This is a genomic window from Sabulicella rubraurantiaca, assembly GCF_017355885.1.
Lineage (GTDB): Bacteria > Pseudomonadota > Alphaproteobacteria > Acetobacterales > Acetobacteraceae > Roseococcus > Roseococcus rubraurantiacus.
Genome location: NZ_JAFEUU010000003.1, coordinates 344,804 through 363,806, shown reverse-complemented (window position 1 = coordinate 363,806; position 19,003 = coordinate 344,804). Strand labels below are relative to the sequence as shown.

Here is a 19,003-nt window from a genome sequence, read left to right as displayed (position 1 = left end):
GCGCGGCTCAGGCCCAGCCCTTCGCGCGCTTCCACTCCTGCTCGTGGCGGAAGATCATGGACCAGTCGGCGGTGGTCATGTTCTCCACGTAGGGATCGGCCGAGATGGTGGTGCCCCATCCGATCGCGTAGCCCACCAGGGTCTGGTCCTCGGCGCGCATCGTGACCTTGCCGTCGGCGCCGAAGGGGCTGTCAATGGTCATCCCCTTCAGTGCATTGGCCAGGGCGCGCGGGTCCGTTCCGCCGACCTTCTTCAGCGCCTCGGTGATGAGGTGCACGGCGGTGGCGGATTGCCAGGCCCAGTTGGTCGGATAGGTCTGGTAGCGGCGGTTGTATTCCTCGGCGAAGGCGAGGTTGCCCGGCACGGGCGGGAAGTTCTTCAGGTAGCGGTTGCCGGAGTGAACACCGCGCGGCAGCTGCTTGATCTGCTGCAGCGTCGTGTAGTCCGCCATGTTCACGCCGAAGAACTGCGACTGGTTGAATAGCCCGTAGAGCGAGGCCTGCTCGACGAAGGTGACGAGGTCGCCGGCCCAGAGGCACGAATAGATCGCCTGCGGGCGGCCCTGCGTCAGCCGCGTCACGTTCTCGGTGTAATCGGGCTGGAACAGGCGGGGCCAGGTCTCGCCCACCACCTGCACGTCGGGCGCGAAGGCCCGCAGGTATTCGAGGAACTCCGCCGTCGTGTCGCGGCCATAGGCGTAGTCCGGGGACACGGTCATCCAGCGCCGCAGATTGCGCGACTTCACGATCTCCGCGGCATAGGCGCCACCCGCGATCGAGTCATGGATGCCCTGGCGCGCGATGCGGAAGGCGTTCCAGAAGCGCTGGCGCGGATCGGCGCTCAGCGATGAGGTTTCGGAGTTCAGGTGCAGCGTCAGCGTGCCGGTCTCGCGCACCACCTCGTGCACCGCGAAGCCGCCCGAGGAGGGCTCGCCATCGAAGAGAAGATCCACGCGGTCGGAGGTGATCATCTCGCGCGCGATGCGGGCGGCCTCGGCTGGGACGCCGCGGCTGTCGCGCACGATCACCTCGATGGGACGGCCATCGAGCCCGCCCGCCGCGTTGAACTTCTCGATCTCCATCATCACCGCGTTGCGGGAGGAGACGCCGAGCTGGGCGACGCGGCCGGAAAGGATGGTCGGCATGCCGATCTTGATCGGCTGGCGCCCCTGGCCCCGGGCGACCATGGGAAAGCCGGTGATGGCTGCCGCACCCATCGCGGCGCCCGCCATCAAGGTGGAACGGCGGCCGATGCCGCGGTCGTGCTGGGACATGTTTCCTCCTCCTGGGGCATCATGGCTGCGCCCCATTTGCGCGAAGCTTAGGCAGGCCGCCACGTGAAGGTCAATTCATCATGTGATTTCCGAATCACCGTTCATTTTTTTGCCCGGCAGCGGGATCGCCCCGCAGGCCAGGTTCACTCCTCCGCAGCGCCACTCGCGATTCCGTGGCGCATCAGCTTCACATAGGCGCGGATCAGGCTCTCCGGCGGCGCCTTGACCTTGCCACCCGGCCCCTCGGCGTAGCGCACGCTCGTGTAGCTGCGCGCGGCCATGAGCAGGAACACCAGCGGCTCGATCTCGTCCTCGGCGAAACCTGGCAGGGCGCCGCGGCCGCGCGCGGCTTCCAGGGCGCGGCGGTAATCGGCGGCGATGTTCGCGAGATGCGCGCGGAACCCCTTGGGCGCATAGACCTCCGCCTCGTTGAGGATGCGCAGGAAGGCCGGGCGCTTCTGCAGGAAGGCGAAGAAGGCGCGGAAGCGCCTCTCCTCGCGCGCGACCTCGTCGCGCTCGCCGCGCACCGTGCCAGCGATATGGGCCAGCATCTCCTCGCCCATGGCGGGCAGGAGCTGGTCCAGCAGGTCCTGGCGCGAGGCGAAGTAGTTGTAGAAGGTCCCCTGCGCCACCCCGGCCAGCGCCGTGATGCGCGCGACGGAGGCACCGGCATAGCCATGCTTGCCGACAATGCGCGCCGCGGCATCGAACAGGGCCAGGCGGACCTGCTCGGCCTTCTCCTGGCGGCGGGAGCGGCCGGCGGGCTTTGTGGTCTTGGCGGCCGTGGTGCGGGCGGTCCTGGGCATGATGTGCTGCGCGGAACCTGTCACGCGGGCCGGCGGGCCGTCAAAGGTGGCCGCCCGGGCCTGCTCCGAAGGTCACGACCACCTCAGGACAAGGCACGCCAGCCCGACGGCGACGAGTTGCGCTGCCATGACATGGAAGGCAGCCTCGAACCCGCTGCCCGCGCTCACCAGCCCCATGAAGACCAGCGGGCCCGTGACCGAGGCGACGAATCCGAACAGGCTGGAGGCGGCGGTCACGCTGCTCACCAGCGGCAGCGGCGCGACCCTCGCCAGCTCCGCGATGTGGACCCCGTTCCAGCCGATGGCGGTGAAGCCCACCAGCCCCGCGCAGGCATAGAGTGCCCAGCGCCCCTCATCCCCCGCCACGACCAGCAGGGACACGGCCGCGCCGGAGAGGATCGCCTGGAGGCCGAGGTGGCGCATCGCATTCCCCATCCGGTCGGCCACCCAGCCGAGCGCGATGCGCCCGATCATGCTGGCGCACTGCATCACCGCGACGACCTGTCCCGCTTCCGCCAGGGAGGCGCCATGCCGGGTATAGACGAAGGTGGCGATGAAGGCCGTCAGGCAAGCCTGCATCAGCGAGTAGGATGCGCCGATCACCGTCAGCATCGGCAAGGACGGGTGCGCCCGCAACGCGCCCACGCAGCGCACCATCTCCGCCGGCTGGATCAGCGCGCGGGCCCAGCCCGGCTGGCGGGGCCCCTTCTCCGCCTCCAGCGAGCCGCGAAAACCCTGGATGGCGAGGCAGCAGGCCAGCAGGAGGGCGATGAGCAGGCCCAGCGCCGCCGAAAGCCCATGCGCGGCCGCGACCGGCGCGACGATCAGCCCTGCCAGCGCCCCGCCGAGCGGCACGCCGGCCTGCTTGATCGAGAAGATGAGCGTGCGATGCGCGGGCGGCGCATGACGGATGAGGATCTGGCTTCCGGCCGGCGTATTGGGTCCGTTTCCGAAGCCGATCGCGAGCGCTCCCAGAAGCCCGAGGAAGCCGAGGGGCTGCGAAAGTATGGCGATGCCGACGGCCATGCAGACCATGCCGATCTGCAAGGTGCGGATGGGTCCGAAATGGCTGAGCATCGCGCCGCCGCAGGCCAGGAACCAGCAGATCCCCGCCGCCGACAGGGCCGAGACGAGGCCGATGCTCTCGGGCGAAAGCCCCGCTCGCATCATCAAGGGCGGGCCCAGGATCGGCACCGAGATGCTGGCAAAGGAACACACGGTCTGGACAAGCAGCGTCCCAGCAAGGGCGCTGGCCCACAAAGGCAGCTTCAACGTCGTTTCCGTCCCTGTTCGACCGGGTTCCCGTTCCTTGCAGCGTGGGCGCGCTGGTGACAAGCGCCGGCCCGGCCCGAGAAGGGTCTCACATCACGTCCTGATCTGCGCTATCGCTAGGCAAAAGAGTGGGCTGGGAATGGAAATGTCTGCGACGAAGCCGCTGGCGGTCGGAAGCAACGCTGCGGTGCGCAAGCCGCGGCTCCGCCCGCGGGGCCGCGTCGCCACGGCCGAGGCGCATGCGGCGGTGCAAGCCGCGTTGGTTGCGGCGGGCATCGCGGAGCCGCGGCGCGACCTGCTGATCGAGCAGCTTCACGCGCTCCAGGACGCCGCCGGCTGCCTGCGGGAGGGCCAGCTTGTCGCCCTGGCGGAGTGGCACCGCCTCGCCCCGGTCGAGGTGTTCGAGACCGCGAGCTTCTACGCCCATTTCGACATCCTGCCCGACGACGCCCCCGCGCCGCCGCCCGTCACCATCCGCGTCTGCAAGGGCCTGCCTTGCATGATGGCTGGTGCGGGCGCGCTGCTCGAGGCGGCGCGAGATGCGGCGCCACCGGGCACGCGCGTGATCGCTTCCCCCTGCATGGGCGCCTGCCACTGCGCGCCAGCCGCGGCCATCGGCTTCGAGCCAGTCGCGCCGGCGGAACAGGGGACACTTCTCTCGGCCGCACGAACCGGCATCGTCGCCACACCGAAGCCACCGGGCCTCGACGGTTACCGCGCGCGTGGCGGCCACGTTGCCCTGCGGGCCGCGCAGGCCGGCACCCTGACTCGCGAGGCAATGGTCGCCACCGTGGAGCGGGCCGGGCTGCGGGGCCTCGGCGGCGCGGGCTTCCCAGCCGCGCGGAAGTGGCGCTTGGCCCTGTCCCATCCCGCGCCGCGCCACCTCGTCGTCAATGCCGATGAAGGCGAGCCCGGCACCTTCAAGGACCGCTTCTGCCTGGAGACCGAGCCGCATCAGGTACTGGAAGGCATGCTGCTCGCCGCCCATGCGATCGGCGCGGAGGCGTGCTGGATCTATCTGCGCGACGAGTATCCGGATCTCCGCCGCGTCCTGACGCGCGCTTTGGAGGAGTTGCGCGGGGCTGGCATCCCCGGCCTGCCCGTGCATCTCCGGCGCGGCGCCGGCGCCTATATCTGCGGCGAGGAGACTGCACTCCTCGAAAGCATCGAGGGGCGTCGCGGCTATCCGCGCCACAAGCCCCCCTTCCCCGGTGAGCACGGGTTGTTCGGCCGCCCCACGGTCGTCCACAACGTCGAGACGCTGTGGTGGCTGCCCGCCATCCTGGCGACGCCCGAGGGGGCGGATCGCTACGCCTCGGCCGGGCGCCGGGGCGCGAAGGGCGAGCGCTTCTTCTCCGTCTCCGGCCGCGTCCGCGAGCCCGGCGTGAAGCGCGCACCCGCGGGCGTCACGGCGCGCGAGCTGATCGAGGAGTTCTCGGGCGGCATGGCGGAGGGCCACCGCTTCATCGGCTACCTGCCCGGTGGCGCCTCGGGCGGCATCCTGCCGGCGCATCTGGCCGATCTGCCGCTCGATGTGGGTGCGCTGGATGCGGAGGGCTGCTTCGTTGGCTCCGGTGCGGTCGTCGTGCTCTCTGACCGGGACGATCTGGCAGAGGTCGCGCGCAACCTCCTGCGCTTCTTCCGCGAGGAGAGCTGCGGGCAATGCACGCCCTGCCGGGTCGGCACCGCCAAGGCGTTGCACTTGCTCAACGTACCCGAATGGAACCGCGCGCTGCTCGGAGAACTCGCCGAGGCCATGGCGGATGGCTCGATCTGCGGCCTCGGCCAAGCGGCGATGAACCCGGTGCGCAGCCTGCTGCGCTTCTTCCCCGAGGAGGTGCCGTGACGGCGATCCGCTTCACCCTGGACGGCCAGGAGGTCGAGGCCGCGCCCGGCGAAACCATCTGGACCGCGGCGCGGGGCGCGGGCGTCGCCATCCCGCATCTGTGCCACCTGCCCCGCCCCGGCTACGGCCCGGATGGGAATTGCCGCGCCTGCCTGGTCGAGGTGGAGGGAGAGCGCGTGCTCACCGCCTCCTGCCGCCGTGTGCCGACGTCGGGGATGGTGGTGCGCAGCGCGAGCGAACGCGCCCGTCACGCACGCCGCATGGTGTTCGAACTCCTGCTGGCCGACATGCCGGAGGGATCGGCGCGCGACGACAGCGGCATCTTCGCGCACTGGGCACGGGAACTGGGCGTCTCGGCCTCCCGCTTCGCGCCGGAGCCGGTGCGGCCGGCACCCGATCTTTCCCACCCGGCCATGGCGGTGCAGCTCGATGCCTGCATCACCTGCGGGCTGTGCGAGCGCGCCTGCCACGAGGTGCAGCACAATGACGTCATCGGCTTTGCCCATCGCGGCATGGAGGCGACGGTCAGCTTCGACCTGCTGGACCCGATGGGCGCCTCCTCCTGCGTGGCCTGCGGGGAATGCGTGCAGGCCTGCCCGACAGGCGCGCTGCTTCCGAAGTCCGTGCTGGACGCGTCGGGCCGACGCGCCGCGCCCCCGGCGAAGGAGGTGGCGAGCGTATGCCCCTATTGCGGCGTCGGCTGCCAGGTCGGGTTTCGCGTGCGCGACGGGCGGATCGAGGAGGTGGTGGGCCGCGATGGCCCCGCGAATGCGGGCCGGCTCTGCGTGAAGGGGCGCTTCGGCTTCGACTACATCGCGCATCCCGAACGGCTGACCAAGCCGTTGATCCGCCTGAACGGCGCCCCCAAGGACCCCGCCGACTGCCTCGACCCCGCCCGCGCCCGCCGCCATTTCCGCGAAGCCAGCTGGGAGGAGGCGCTGGAGCGCGCCGCGCAGGGGCTTGCCCGCATCCGCGACGGTGCCGGCGGGCCCGCCGCGCTGGCCGGCTTCGGCAGCGCCAAGGGCTCGAATGAGGAAGCCTATCTGTTCCAGAAGCTGGTGCGGACCGGGTTCGGCACCAACAACGTGGACCATTGCACGCGGCTCTGCCACGCGGCGAGCGTTGCGGCCCTGCTGGAGGATGTCGGCAGCGCCGCGGTGACCGCGCCCTTCACCGCGGCGGCCGAGGCCGATCTGCTGCTGGTTATCGGCGCGCGGCCGACGGAGAATCACCCCGTCGCCGCCACCTTCCTGAAGGATGCCGCCTCGCGCGGCGCGAAGCTCGTGGTGATGGACCCGCGCGGTACGGGGCTGGACCGCTTCGCGACCGAGGTGGTCCGCTTCGCGCCCGGCCAGGATGTCGCCCTGCTGAACGCCATGCTGCACGTGATCGTGGAGGAAGGGCTCTACGACGCTGCCTTCGTCGCTGCGCGCGTGGACGGCTTCGCCGAGTTGCGCGCGCACCTCGCCGCCTACACGCCGGAAGCGATGGAGCGCTTCTCCCGCGTGCCGGCGGAGCAGGTGCGGCGTGTCGCGCGGCTCTATGCGGGGGCGCGCTCGGCGCTGACGCTCTGGGGCATGGGCGTCAGCCAGTCCGTGCACGGCACGGACAATGCCCGCGCCCTGATCGCGCTGGCGCTGCTCTGCGGTCATGTCGGGCACGAGGGCGCCGGGCTGCATCCCCTGCGCGGGCAGAACAACGTGCAGGGCGCCTCCGATGCCGGGCTGATCCCGATGATGCTGCCCGACTACCACCGCACCTCGGACCCGGTCGCCCGCGCCTTCCTGGAGGAGCTCTGGGGTACGACGCTGGACGCGCGGCCAGGCCTGACGGTGGTGGAGATCCTGCAGGCGGCCGAGCGCCGCGAGATCCGCGGCATGTACGTGATGGGCGAGAACCCCGCCATGTCCGATCCGGACCTCGCGCATGCCCGCGCCGCCCTCGCGCGGCTGGACCACCTCGTGGTGCAGGACCTGTTCCTGACGGAAACCGCGGCGCTGGCCGACGTCGTCCTGCCCGGCTCCGCCTGGCCGGAGAAGGACGGTACCGTCACCAACACGAACCGCCAGGTGCAGATCGGCCGCGCCGCCACTCCCCTGCCAGGCGAGGCGCGGCAGGATCTGCAGATCATCGCCGACCTCGCGCGGCGTCTCGGTCTCGACTGGCCGCAGCTCCAGGCGCGCGACGTGTTCACCGAGATGGCGCAGGCCATGCCCTCCCTCGCCAACATCACCTGGGAGCGGCTGGAGCGCGAGAACAGCGTCACCTACCCCTGTCCCGCGCCCGATGCGCCTGGCGAGGCCATCGTCTTCCGGGATGCCTTCCCCACCCCTTCCGGCCGCGCGCGGCTGGCGCCCGCTGGCCTGTCGGATCCAGGTGAGATGCCGGATGCCGATTACCCCTTCGTGCTCACCACCGGGCGCGAGTTGGAGCACTGGCACACCGGCGCCATGACCCGCCGCGCGCGCGTGCTGGATGCGTTGGAACCCACGCCGACCGTCTCCCTCGCGCCGGTGGAACTCCGGCGCCTCGGCCTTGCCAGCGGCCAGCGCCTGCGCGTGGCGACGCGGCGAGGCGCGGTGGAGCTGCTCGCGCGCGAGGACCCGGCCCTGCCAGAGGGTCTGGCCTTCATCCCCTTCGCCTATCGCGAGGCGGCGGCCAATCTGCTGACCGACCCCCGCCTCGATCCGGATGGCAAGATCCCCGGCTTCAAGTTCTGCGCCGCGAGGCTGGAGCCGGCATAAGGCGCAGCCATCCAGGGACCGGGCTCAGCGCCATCCCAGGGCGGGGGCGACGTGCTTGAGGATGCCCTCGATGACGTGGGCGCAGTATTCCACGCCCAGCTGGTTCGGAATGGTCAGGAGCAGCGTGTCCGCCGCCGCGATCGCCTCGTCGGCGCGAAGCTGCTCGACCAGCGCATCCGGCTCGGCGGCGTAGCTGCGGCCGAAGATGGCGCGGGTCTTCTCGTCGATGAAGCCGACCTGGTCCTCCTCCTTGCCGCTGCGACCGAAATAGGCGCGGTCGCGGTCATCGAGCAGCGGGAAGATGCTGCGACTCACTGAGACGCGCGGGGTGCGGGCATGCCCGGCCTCCTTCCAGGCGGCGTGAAACGCGCGGATCTGCTTGGCCTGCTGGATGTGGAAGGCCTCGCCCGTCTCGTCGTCCTTGAGGGTGGAGCTTTGCAGGTTCATCCCCTGCTGCGCGGCCCAGACCGCCGTGGCGTCCGAGCTGGAGCCCCACCAGATGCGCTCGCGCAGCCCCTCCGAATGCGGCTCGAGCCGCAGCAGGCCCGGCGGGTTGGGAAACATCGGGCGCGGGTTCGGCCGGGCGAAACCCTCGCCGCGCAGCGCCTCCAGGAAGACCTTGGCGTGACGGCGGCCCATCCCGGCATCGCTCTCGTCCTCGGCGGGGGCGTAGCCGAAATACCGCCAACCATCGATCACCTGCTCGGGCGAGCCGCGGCTAAGGCCGAGCTGCAGGCGGCCGCCGCTGATCAGGTCGGCCGCGCCGGCATCCTCGGCCATGTAGAGCGGGTTCTCGTAGCGCATGTCGATGACGGCCGTGCCGAGCTCGATGCGGCTCGTCTTCGCGCCCATGGCGGCGAGCAGCGGGAAGGGCGAGGCGAGCTGCCGGGCGAAATGATGCACGCGGACATAGGCGCCATCCGCGCCCAGCTCCTCCGCCGCGACGGCGAGGTCGATGGATTGCAGCAGCGCATCGGCCGCGGAGCGCGTGGCCGAGCCGGGCGAGGGCGTCCAATGGCCGAAGGACAGGAAGCCGATCTTCTTCATGACAAAGGATATCCGGTGATGGGGGGCGCGGCCTGCGAAGCGAGTTGGCGGCCAACGGACGGGGCGGGTGCTCGTTGCAGGAAATTATGGGGGCGGTCGCGCATCCATCCCAATCACCGGCGCCGATGATGGTGATGCGTGGAGCCCCTGCCGTGGAAGGATGACCGGTGGCCGACGAGACGGTGGAGTTCAGCGTGACGCCACGGGATGCCGGCGATGGCGCGGCCGGCGCGATCGCTGCCTTCCCCTATGACCGGATGACCGTGGAGCGGTTCCGCGAGGCGTTCCCGCGCGCGCGTTGGCGCGACGACCTCCAGGCCTGGTTCGTGCCGGGCACCCGCGCCGAGAAGCGCCTGACCACATGGATGGGCCGCCAATGGTCGGGCGTGCTAGCCTATGCCGACCAGCGCGGCCGCGACGCCTTCGCCTTCGAACCGATCACGAGCCCCTATCTGGAGGTCGCCGACGATTTCGTGGTGCGCACGCCCTACTCGCGCGACGTGATCGCCGAGCTGCGGGCGGTGCCCTGGGCGCGGTGGGATCCGGCCTCCAAGGCGTGGCGCGTGCCGTTCCGCTCCTTCGAGGAACTCAGCAAGCGCTGGCCCGCCATCGAAGCCGCCGCCCGCTTGGCCGAGCCAGAGGAGCGGCGGAAGCGCCAGGAAAGCCGCAAATCCTCCCCCGAGCATGAGGAAAGGCGAGCCGCGGAGGCGGAGCGTCGCCGCAACCGCTACCCCGTGCCGGAGGATGCGCTCCCGCCACTGGACCGCGTGGTGATGACCCCTGGCGGAAGCGTGGTGTTCGAGGAGATCAGCGGCGAGATCGCCGATCCCGCCACCGCCGCCCGCTTCTACCCCGCTGTCGCCAACGGAGCGACCACGCTGCTCTGGGCGCGCTGGCGCAGGCCGACCCATGCGGAGCTGGTGGAAACATGGCCGGCGCGGGTTCCGCCCAGCCCGGCTGAACTGGCGCGCGGCTGGTGGCAGCCGGTCATCGAGGTGCTGCGCGAGCAACGCCGCAAGGCCGCATCGCTGGAACGGGCGCAGGCGACGCGCCGCGCCAAGGCCTAACGGGCGGCGGCGGCGGGGCGTCCGCCCCGCCTGCCAATCACGAGCGAAGTGCCCCGGCGGGCGCCGGGCGCGCGGACCAGACGCCCGGACGGACGGCTGCCGCGGTCAGCAGCCCATAGGCCGTCACGCCAAGGGCGACGGCCAGGAACTGCCCCTCCAGCCCCCAGCCCAGCACGGTCGAGAGCAGCCAGCCGCCGCCCACCGCGATCGAGATCCGGGAGAGGCCCGCCGCCACCGGCCAGCGCATGCGCCCGGCGCCCATGGCCGCGAAGTAGAAGGCCATGCCGACGCCGAAGCCGGGCAGAGACGGCCCGATCACGGCTAGCGCGCGGGTCGCAATGGACACGACCTCGGGGTCCGACGCGAAGACCATCGCGGTCTCGCGCGGGAACAGGGCCACGGCGAGCCCCACCGGGCCCGTGACGGCCAAGGCCAGCATCGCACCGGCCCAGGCCGTGCGGCGCGCCGTCACCCAGTCGCCCGCCCCGACCGCCCGCCCGACCAGGGCCGTCAGCGCGGAGCCGACACCGAAGGCCAGCGGGATCATCAGGAACTCGAGACGGGCGGAAACCCCATAGGCCGCCACTGCCGCGGGCCCATAGGACTGGATTCGGGCCGTCACGAGGATGGTGGTGAGGTTGGCCACCGTGGCCAGGGCGCAGGCGACGAGGCCGACGGAGAGAATACGGGTGAACAAGGCTCCGCTGAGACGGATCCGCAGCGTCGGCTTGAAGCCGGCCCCACCCGCCAGGACCACCGCGCCCTGGCCGATCGTCGCCGCCAGCATGGTCAGCGCATAGGCGAGGCCGGCCCCGGCCAGTCCCATGCCCATCGGCTCCGCCAAGGTCCAGGCCAGCGGCGGATAGGCCAGGCCGGTGACCAGCAGTACGCGGGCTGCCAGGGCGTGGCGTCCCCCGCCGCGCAGCACCGAGGCCAGGGTGTTCGCCAGCCAGACCGGAATCGCGCCGAGGCCGAACAGCCAGATCGCATAGGGCGCGGCTGCTTCCGCCGCCGCCGTGCCTCCGATCAGGCCAAGCAGCATGCGCGGGAACCCGGCCAGGGCGATGGCAAAGAGCAGCCCGGCCGCGACCGCGATCAGCACGGCATGCAGCACCAGCGCCGCGGCTTCATCGGGCTTGCGCGCACCGAGCGCCCGGGCGACGGCGGAAACCACGCCCCCGCCCATCGCGCCTGCGGACATCATCTGCATCAGCAGGGCGAAGGGGAGGACGACCGCCCAGCCGGCGAGGGCCGCGGTTCCCTGGCGGGCCGCCAGCCACGTCTCGAAGAGCTGCCCGCCGGCCTGCACCGCCGCGAGCAGCGTGGTCGGCGCAGCGAGCTTGAGGATGCGGCGGAGCAGTTCCGCGCCGGGAACCGGCGGCGCCGTCGTGGCGGCCAGCGGCGCGGCATCGGCCGGCAAGGCGGTTGAAGCCGTGGACATGGCAAGCGTCCTTTGCGGAAGAGTGATGTCGTCGGTCACGCGGTGGCGGTCCGTGCCCTGTGGAGGGGATCGGACGGTGGAGCGCGTCAGGGTTCGGACGCCTCCGGCGTCCTGAGTTCCGTGTTCACCAGGACAGCGAGCGTCTGGCGCAGCGCGGCTGCCTGCGGCCCACCAAAGGCGGCGTCGAACTCGTGCTGCGCATCCGTCCAGCGCTTGCGCGCCTCGGCCAGGCGCTCGGCGCCGGTCTCCGTCACGTCGAGGATGCGGTTGCGCCGGTCGCGCGGATCGACGCCCACCGCGACGAGCCCGTCGCGTTCCAGCGGGCCCAGGTTCCGTCCAAGCGTCGTGCGGTCCATCACCAGATCCGCGGCGAGCTCGTTGATCGTGCTTGGACCCAGTCGCTTGAGGCGCGCGAGGATCGAGAACTGCGTGGTGCGCAGGCCCGTCGGGGCAAGGTGGCCGTCATAATACTGCGTCACGTGCCGCGCGGCCTTGCGGATCGCGAGGCAGTTGCAGAGGTCAGGTTGCGGAAGACGCTCGTCCATCGCCGTGTTCCCAGGCAGCGGGCGAATAATAGGCGTATATGCGCCTATTGCAAGCGGAGAATGCCGGAGTCACCTCGTCGGTCAGCCCTTGGCGAAAGGACCCTCGCCCTGTCAGCCCGTGGAATTGAGCTGGGCGAGGCTGGCTGAGAGCTCGTCCTTCCGGAACGGCTTGGTCAGCCGGGGGAGATCCGGCGCGATCCCCTCATTCTCCGCGTAACCTGACACCACGAGCACCTGCACCTCCGGCCGGGAAGTCCTGACCGCGCGGGCCAGATCCGTGCCTGTCATCCCGGGCATGAGATGGTCGGTGACGAGGAGATCGAAAGACTCCCCCTTGTCCACCAGGCGGATCGCTTCCTCGGCGGATGCGGCCTCGATGACGTCGTAACCGAGATCGGCCAGCATGTCGGCCGTGCTCAGCCGCACGAGTTCCTCGTCGTCCACGAGCAAGGCCCGCCCGCGCGAGACAGTCTCCGGCGCCACCTCCGGACCCGCTTCGGCGGCCTCGGGCGCGAGGGTGGTTTGCGGCAGCCAGAACTCGATATTGGTGCCGAGGCCCGGCCTGCTACGGATCTTGAGCGCGCCACCGAGCTGAGAGGCGAGGCCATGCACCATGGACAGCCCCAGCCCCGTCCCCTTGCCGATGCCCTTGGTCGAGAAGAATGGCTCGATGGCGCGGGCGGCCGTCGCCGCATCCATGCCCATCCCGGTATCCGCCACGGACAGGCGAATATAGGCGCCCGGGCGAAGCCCTGTGCCATGACCAGCACCCACGCGTTCCGTGTTCGCCGAGATGCGAAGCGTGCCGCCATCGGGCATCGCGTCGCGCGCATTCACGGCCAGATTCAAAATCGCCATCTCAAGCTGGTTGGGATCGGCCTTGGCAGGCGGCAGGTCATCCGCCGCCTCCACCACCACCCTGATCTGCGGCCCCGTCGTGCTCGCCACGAGCTCGGCCATGCCGGCCACGAGCTTCGACACGTCGATGGGCACTGATTGCAGCGGCTGGCGCCGCGCAAAGGCGAGCAGACGCTGCACGAGCGTCTTGGCGCGCTCTGCCGATTGCGCGGCCCCGGCGATCAGGCGGCGCTCACGGTCGCCGCCGATCCCCCGGCGCTGAAGCATATCGAGTGCGCCGACGATCGGGGTGAGGAGGTTGTTGAAATCATGCGCCACGCCGCCAGTGAGCTGGCCCATCGCTTCCATCTTCTGGCTCTGGCGCAGCGCCTCCTGCGCGGCTTCGAGCTCGGCCTGACGCTCCTTCTCGGCGGTGACGTCACGGGTCACCGAATACAGCTTGCCGCCTTCGGGCACTGCCACCCAGGACAGCCAGCGCCATCCGCCATCCTTGGTGTGGTAGCGGTTCTCGAAGCGCAGCACAGGATTGCCCCCGCGCACCTGGTCGAAGGCCGCGGCACTCATGCCCAGGTCGCCAGGATGCACGAATTCCGCGTAGGACCTTCCCTCAAGTTCGTCCATCCGCCAGCCGAGCGCCGCCGTCCAAGCCGGATTTACCGCCTCGAAGGTCGCACTCCCCATGTCGATGACGGAGAGCAGGTCGAGGCTGTGCTGCCAGATGAGGCCCCGCTCGCGGGACCGCTCGACCACCTTGCGCTCCAGATCGGCGTTGAGTGCCAGCAACGCCTCCTCCGCCAGCTTGCGGTCGTGGATGTCGACCGATGAGCCGAACCAGCGCACGATCTCGCCGGTGGCGGCATCGCGGTACGGAACGGCGCGGACGAGGAACCAGCGATAGCCGCCCGACGCCGAGCGGATGCGGTGCTCCACGACGAAGGTCGTCCCTGTGCGCCGTGCCTCGTCGAAGGCGGCCAACGTCGCGGGCCCATCTTCAGGGTGCACGTGATTGGCAGCGACCTCGGGGGCGGTCGTCGGCTCATAGGCGATGCCGGTATAGTCGGACCATTGCTTGTTGAAGAATTCGGTGCGGCCCTCGGCGTCGGTGATCCAGATGATCTGGGGAATGGCATCGGCCATCAGCCGGAAGCGCGCCTCGCTTTCGCGCAGATGCGCCTCGGCCCCCACCCGCTCCACGGCCGCCCAGGTTCGGGTGGCGACTTCCTCGATCAACGAGACCTCGTCCGCCGTCCAGGCATAGGGCTGGCGGCGATTCACGTAGAGCGAGGCGTGGAGGCGCCCTTCGCGCACGAGCGGCACGGACACGAAGGCGCGGGTGTCAAGCGCGGCCCACGTCTCCTGCATCTGCATGGGGTCCGCCTGCACATCCGCCACGATTTCCGTGGCGCCACGTCGTTGCCGTTCGACGCTCGCGCGCCCGAAATCATCGAGCTGGAAAGTGCCGAGGATCGGCGCGACGCCATCTGCGTAGCAAGTGGCGCAGCGGATGGTCTCGCCATTCTCCTGCACCTCGCTGTAGCCGACACGCGAGGCATTCAGATGCCGGCCGAGCGCCTCGACCGCCGTGTCCATGGCCGCGCGCGGCTCCGCCGCGCTGCGCAGCCGCTCATCCAGGTTGAGCAGGAAGCTCCGCCGCCGGTCGGCCAGCACCTGCCCCGTGGTCTCGGTGCAGACGCAGAACATGCCGGCGACGGCGCCGCTCTCGTCCCGCACCGGCGAGTAGGAGAAGGTGAACCAAGTCTGCTCGTCGAAGCCCTTGCGGTTCATCAGGAGCGGAAGGTTCTCGCGGTAGGTGGCCTGACCCGACAGCGCCGCATCGATCAGCGGCGAGATATCGGGCCAGATCTCGGACCAAATGTCATGGAAGCGGGCGCCCAATGCCCTGGGATGCTTGGCGCCGAGGACTTCCACGTAAGGGTCGTTGTAGAGGAAGCCGAGTTCCGGCCCCCATGCCACGAACATCGGGAATTTGGACCCGAGCATCAGGCCGATCACCGAGCGCAGCGATTGCGGCCAGGACGCCGGCGGCCCCAGCGGCGAGGCCTTCCAATCATGGGCGCGCATCAGGGCGCCCGTCTCGCCGCCGCCCGTCAGGAACTCGAAATCGCTCGCAAGGTCCTGAACGCCGGCCAATCGGGGTCCTTTCGATCCTGTCTTCTCGCCGAAGCCTGCGGCCCTCTCAGGGCGTCAGGGCGGTTCCGCCATGGTCGGCCTGCCCGGCCGATCCAGGGAGGCGAACGACTCAAGGCCGGTTTTGTCGCTGGTCGGCGTTAAGGCTGGCCTTCCACCTCGGGAACGCCGTCGAGCGGTGGCACCCAGGGGAGGCGGCGCTTCACCCAGATCTGCCGTCGCGGACGACCCAATTCCCGCCACTGGTTCAGGGCGCCGACGCGCAGCGTGTAGCTCGGCGGGTTCTCGGCAGCGCAGGAATAGACCGGCGAGCCGCAGAAGGCGTGGCGGCGCCGGCCACCGCTCTCCCCGGTCTTGAGGTATTCGCGAGGAACACCGGTCAGGATGCGGAAGCTGGAGGCCGGCGCCGGCACGTTGGCGCGGAAGGCCGAGCCGGCGAGCCTCTGGCAGTCGAGGCAATGGCAGATGGCGATGGCATCCACCTCTACCTCCGCCTCGTAAGTGATCGCGCCGCAATGGCATTGCCCGTCCACCTTCATGCGCTTCTCCCTTGCCGTCAGGCTTGCGTCGCGATGTCCAGCACCTGTCCCGGCCTTGCGGCGAGGAAGCACCCGGGCTCCAGCCCCGATGCGGCAAGCGCGGCGGTGAGATCCTCCGCCGGGCGCGCCACGCCCTCATCCGTCAGGCGGAACGTGCCCCAATGATAGCCGAGCGCCCGCCGCGCTCCGAGCAGGCGGAAGCCCTCGACCGCCTCGGCCGGGTTCATGTGCTGCGGCTCCATGAACCAGCGCGGCTCATAGGCGCCGATCGGCAACAGGGCGAGGCCGAGCGGGCCGTGACGCTCGGCGACGCGGCGGAAGGGACGGCCTTCGTCGAAGCCGGTGTCGCCCGCGAAGAAGACGCCATCGCCCAGCCCCCGCAGCACGAAGCCGCACCACAGCGCGCGGTTCCGGTCGCCGATGCCGCGCGCGGTCCAATGATGCACCTGCTCCAGCACCGCCTCCACGCCCTGGCCCAGCGGCACGGTGTCGCGCCAATCGGCTGGGGTGACGGCGATGGAGGCGTCGTGGCCACGGATGGTCGCGTCGTGGCCGAGCGGGGCAACGATGAGCGGCCGGTCGCGGTGCCAGAGCCGCGCCAGCGTCTCGACGTCGAGGTGGTCGTAATGGCCGTGCGAGACCAATACCGCGTCGATGGGCGGCAGGTCGTCGAAGGCGATGCCGGGCGGATTGGCGCGGCGTGGCCCGGCAAAGGAGAAGGGGCTGGCGCGCTCCGACCAGACGGGGTCGGTGAGGATGTTGAGCCCTGCGCCTTGCAGCAGGAAGCTGGCATGGCCGACGAAGCTCACGCGCACGGCGCGGCCGGCGACGCGCGGCGGCGGGCGATCGGGCTGGAAGGGGCTGGGATAGGCGTCGGGCCAGTCCTCCCGCTGCCCACCCAGTCGCCAGCGCGCCAGTTGGAGCAGGTTGCGCGGCCCGGCGCCGCCCGGGTTGAAGAAGCGCTGCCCGTCGAAATGGTCGCTCACCGGCCCGGCATGGAGCACGCCGCCCGTGCAGCCGCCGAGCCAGGGCAGCGCGGCCAGCAGGGCGCCAAGCTGCCGACGGCGCAGCCGCGGCGGGGCTCCACATTCCTCGTTGCTCCCAGGCATCACCCTCTCCGCGGTGGTCACGCCGATGTACTCGGCACCAGTCCATCCCAGCTTTTGTGTGGCTGGTCGAGGCACCGCGGCAGCCGAGGTGCAAGAGTATCGCCAGCGCAGAGCTTCTGGGAGCGAGCCAATTTCGCGGTGAGTGGTGGTTCCAAGGCCGAGGAGCCGTGCCCCGATGCGCTCGCGCAAGTGCGCGACACACGGTCGGGCCGCCTCCCGCGCTATAAGCGGGAGGCGGGTCCCGTCGAGGTCTTACAGGCTCCAGCCGGCGTTCAGCCCGCCCGGATCTCCACCTTCCGGAAGCGCACGACGCCGCGGTCATTCACCGCTCCGCCCGGACCCGGCACGCCCGGGCCGTGCTGCAACGCGATCCGCCCGGTCGCGAAGCGGGAATCCCGAACGCCGTCGGCGGTCTTCTGGCCGTTGAACACGACGGTGAAGGTATCGCCGGCGGCGGTGATCTCGTAGAGATTCCAGCGCCCGCCCGCCTTCGGCATCGGATCCACGGCGGCAAGATCCACGATCGCGCCGGTGCCGTAGCGTGGCTCCGGCCGCTCGTCCCAGATGTTCACCTCGTAGGCGTTGGCCGTGCTGACCATCGCGGGGTTGGTGCAGCGGATGTAGATGCCGCTGTTGGTGCTGGTGTCCACGAAGAACTCGGCGCGTAGCTGGAAGTCGCGGTAGTCCCGCTGCGTGACCAAGAATCCGTTGCCGCGATCGGCGACGAGGGCACCATCCTCCACCCGCCAGTTGGCATCGCCGATGCGGTCCCAATTCGTGAAATCGCGGCCGTTGAACAATGGTGTCCAGCCATCGGACTGCGCCAATGCCGCTTTGCGCCCTGCAGCGAGCCCGGCCGTCGCGGCCAGCAGCGGCACCAAGGTTCGACGCTTCATGCTGCGTTCCTCCCGATCGCTTTTCGTTACGGCGTCAGCCTAGAGGAGACCGATGACGCGCTTCAACAAGAAGCCTCGCGCGGATCGCAGCAGCTGAACGGCCGCTCGCGGTCCATCGCGCCGTGAAAAGCCAGGCGACGCTCCGTTGCGTCCGGCTCAGGCGCAAAGCGGACATGAGAGGCGCGAGCTACGACCGCTCCTCACCAGACATCTCGGCCGGTCTTCCCTCGTTCCGGGACGGGTTCACGGAGCCGCGCCCTTCCAGCCCCGCGAGCACTGGGTCGACATGGCGTGCCCCCTCCTGGAGCGAAGGATCCTTGCCGGCTGTTTCCTGGAGAGCAAGGCGAGCCGCACCCACGACCCGCAATCGCTCCTCGGAGGAAAGCTCGTTCCGCGCAGCGAGGTGGGCGAGTGCGCTCCCGACAAGGGCAGCTCGTTCAAACAGCCAATCTTCTGAAGCCCTGGTCTGGACAATCGGCATCCGCCACCTTCGTTGGCCGCTCGCTCTCTTGGTCTCCTGAATGCCCTTGGAGCGAAGGCACTGCATGGGAAGGGGAGTTTCGGTCCCGTTCCCTCGGTCTCCTCATGGAATTGCAGGCTTTGTGCCACGCGACTGACGGTGACACGCCGCGCCCAGGCCGCCATCGGATCCGCAGCATCGACCTCGAGGCGTCGGAAATGCGCGGGCAGTACCGATAGGAGGCGCGCATGGCCGCCAAGGAGCCCTGCGGAATCCCTGCCGAAAGGGCAGATGTTCCGGGCGGGCGGCACGACCAGCCCACCGCCGGAGCAGAGAGTCACAGCCGCTGCGGCCGCTCAGCGCGGCGGCAGGGCGTCGCGCAGCACGGTGCCGGAAGTGGCGCGCAACACGGCAGCAGCGCGCTCAGCGCCCAGATAGGGTAGGCTGGACCAAGCACCGTCGATCAGCAGGGCGAGGGCGTCACCCAGCAGGGCTGGGTCGCGTGCGCCAGCCTCTTCCGCCAGGCGCGCAAACCCGTCGCGCATGCGGCGCTTATGCGCGGCAACGAGCTGATGGGTCGGGTGCTCCGGGTCGGGGAACTCGGATTGGGCCAGCAGCAGCGGGCAACCGCGATACTCCGGCGCGCCGAGCTTGCGGGCCACGGCCTCCGTCAAGGCATGAAGCTTGCCGGCCGGGTCGGAGACGCCCGCAGTCGCCTCAGCGAACCAGACCTCGTAGGCCGCCGCGTCCTCCTCCAGGATCGCCGCCACCAGCGCATCCTTGCTGGGATAGCTGCGGTAGAGGCTCATCTTGGTGGCCTCTGCGACGCGGCAGACCTCTTCGACGCCCGTGGCCCGAATGCCCTGACGGTGAAACAGATCCTTCGCCGCGCTCTGGATTCGCTGGGCCGCCTTGGGCCGGTCGGCGTTGGCGCTCGACATCCTTCCGTCCT

At 70.2% G+C, this 19,003-nt stretch carries 14 protein-coding genes; 3 read left to right on the top strand and 11 right to left on the bottom strand.

The features are described 5' to 3' along the window. Positions 1–7: 7 nt before the first annotated feature. The 3 genes from JTJ31_RS08505 to JTJ31_RS08495 all read right to left on the bottom strand — a co-directional run bounded on the left by JTJ31_RS08505 (position 8) and on the right by JTJ31_RS08495 (position 3,351). A complete protein-coding gene (locus JTJ31_RS08505) occupies positions 8–1,273 on the bottom strand; it encodes an ABC transporter substrate-binding protein (protein WP_207538194.1) in 1,266 nt (421 codons plus the stop codon). Positions 1,274–1,416: 143 nt separating this feature from the next. Then, positions 1,417–2,079 (bottom strand): TetR/AcrR family transcriptional regulator, encoded by a 663-nt coding sequence (locus tag JTJ31_RS08500; RefSeq protein ID WP_207538193.1) that lies wholly within the window; start codon positions 2,077–2,079, stop codon positions 1,417–1,419. Between the two features lie 72 nt (positions 2,080–2,151). Beyond that, positions 2,152–3,351 (bottom strand): MFS transporter, encoded by a 1,200-nt coding sequence (locus tag JTJ31_RS08495; protein WP_207538192.1) that lies wholly within the window; start codon positions 3,349–3,351, stop codon positions 2,152–2,154. Between the two features lie 145 nt (positions 3,352–3,496). Between JTJ31_RS08495 and JTJ31_RS08490 the strand changes: the two genes are divergently transcribed. Continuing rightward, entirely contained in the window at positions 3,497–5,197 is a 1,701-nt protein-coding gene (locus tag JTJ31_RS08490) for an NADH-ubiquinone oxidoreductase-F iron-sulfur binding region domain-containing protein (RefSeq protein WP_207538191.1), read from the top strand. Beyond that, positions 5,194–7,941: a formate dehydrogenase subunit alpha gene (gene fdhF, locus JTJ31_RS08485; protein ID WP_207538259.1), complete on the top strand. Its 2,748-nt coding sequence runs from the start codon at positions 5,194–5,196 to the stop codon at positions 7,939–7,941. Before JTJ31_RS08490 ends, fdhF begins: the two co-directional genes overlap by 4 nt. Before the next feature lie 24 nt (positions 7,942–7,965). Here fdhF and JTJ31_RS08480 read toward each other — a convergent pair whose 3' ends face one another. After that, positions 7,966–8,988 carry an LLM class flavin-dependent oxidoreductase gene (locus JTJ31_RS08480; protein WP_207538190.1) on the bottom strand — a complete coding sequence of 341 codons (1,023 nt, stop codon included), beginning with the start codon at positions 8,986–8,988 and terminating at the stop codon, positions 7,966–7,968. A 167-nt stretch (positions 8,989–9,155) separates the two neighbouring features. On the opposite strand from JTJ31_RS08480, the gene JTJ31_RS08475 reads away from it, so the two are divergent. Further along, entirely contained in the window at positions 9,156–10,055 is a 900-nt protein-coding gene (locus JTJ31_RS08475) for a hypothetical protein (protein WP_207538189.1), read from the top strand. A 37-nt stretch (positions 10,056–10,092) separates the two neighbouring features. Here the strand turns inward: JTJ31_RS08475 and JTJ31_RS08470 are convergent, their stop codons facing one another. From JTJ31_RS08470 to JTJ31_RS08440, 7 genes are all read right to left on the bottom strand, one after another. Then, on the bottom strand, positions 10,093–11,496 hold the full coding sequence (locus JTJ31_RS08470; RefSeq protein ID WP_207538188.1) for an MATE family efflux transporter: 1,404 nt from the start codon (positions 11,494–11,496) through the stop codon (positions 10,093–10,095). 86 nt (positions 11,497–11,582) lie between these two features. Continuing rightward, positions 11,583–12,041 carry a MarR family winged helix-turn-helix transcriptional regulator gene (locus JTJ31_RS08465; RefSeq protein WP_207538187.1) on the bottom strand — a complete coding sequence of 153 codons (459 nt, stop codon included), beginning with the start codon at positions 12,039–12,041 and terminating at the stop codon, positions 11,583–11,585. A gap of 111 nt (positions 12,042–12,152) precedes the next feature. Continuing rightward, positions 12,153–15,050, bottom strand: a complete 2,898-nt coding sequence (locus JTJ31_RS08460; RefSeq protein ID WP_207538186.1) for a PAS domain S-box protein — start codon at positions 15,048–15,050, stop codon at positions 12,153–12,155. A 137-nt stretch (positions 15,051–15,187) separates the two neighbouring features. Next, positions 15,188–15,586 (bottom strand): GFA family protein, encoded by a 399-nt coding sequence (locus JTJ31_RS08455; RefSeq protein ID WP_207538185.1) that lies wholly within the window; start codon positions 15,584–15,586, stop codon positions 15,188–15,190. A 17-nt stretch (positions 15,587–15,603) separates the two neighbouring features. Next, on the bottom strand, positions 15,604–16,695 hold the full coding sequence (locus tag JTJ31_RS08450; RefSeq protein ID WP_207538184.1) for an MBL fold metallo-hydrolase: 1,092 nt from the start codon (positions 16,693–16,695) through the stop codon (positions 15,604–15,606). A 272-nt stretch (positions 16,696–16,967) separates the two neighbouring features. After that, entirely contained in the window at positions 16,968–17,591 is a 624-nt protein-coding gene (locus JTJ31_RS08445) for a 3-keto-disaccharide hydrolase (protein WP_207538183.1), read from the bottom strand. Between the two features lie 816 nt (positions 17,592–18,407). Continuing rightward, entirely contained in the window at positions 18,408–18,992 is a 585-nt protein-coding gene (locus tag JTJ31_RS08440; RefSeq protein ID WP_207538182.1) for a TetR/AcrR family transcriptional regulator, read from the bottom strand. Positions 18,993–19,003 lie beyond the last annotated feature (11 nt).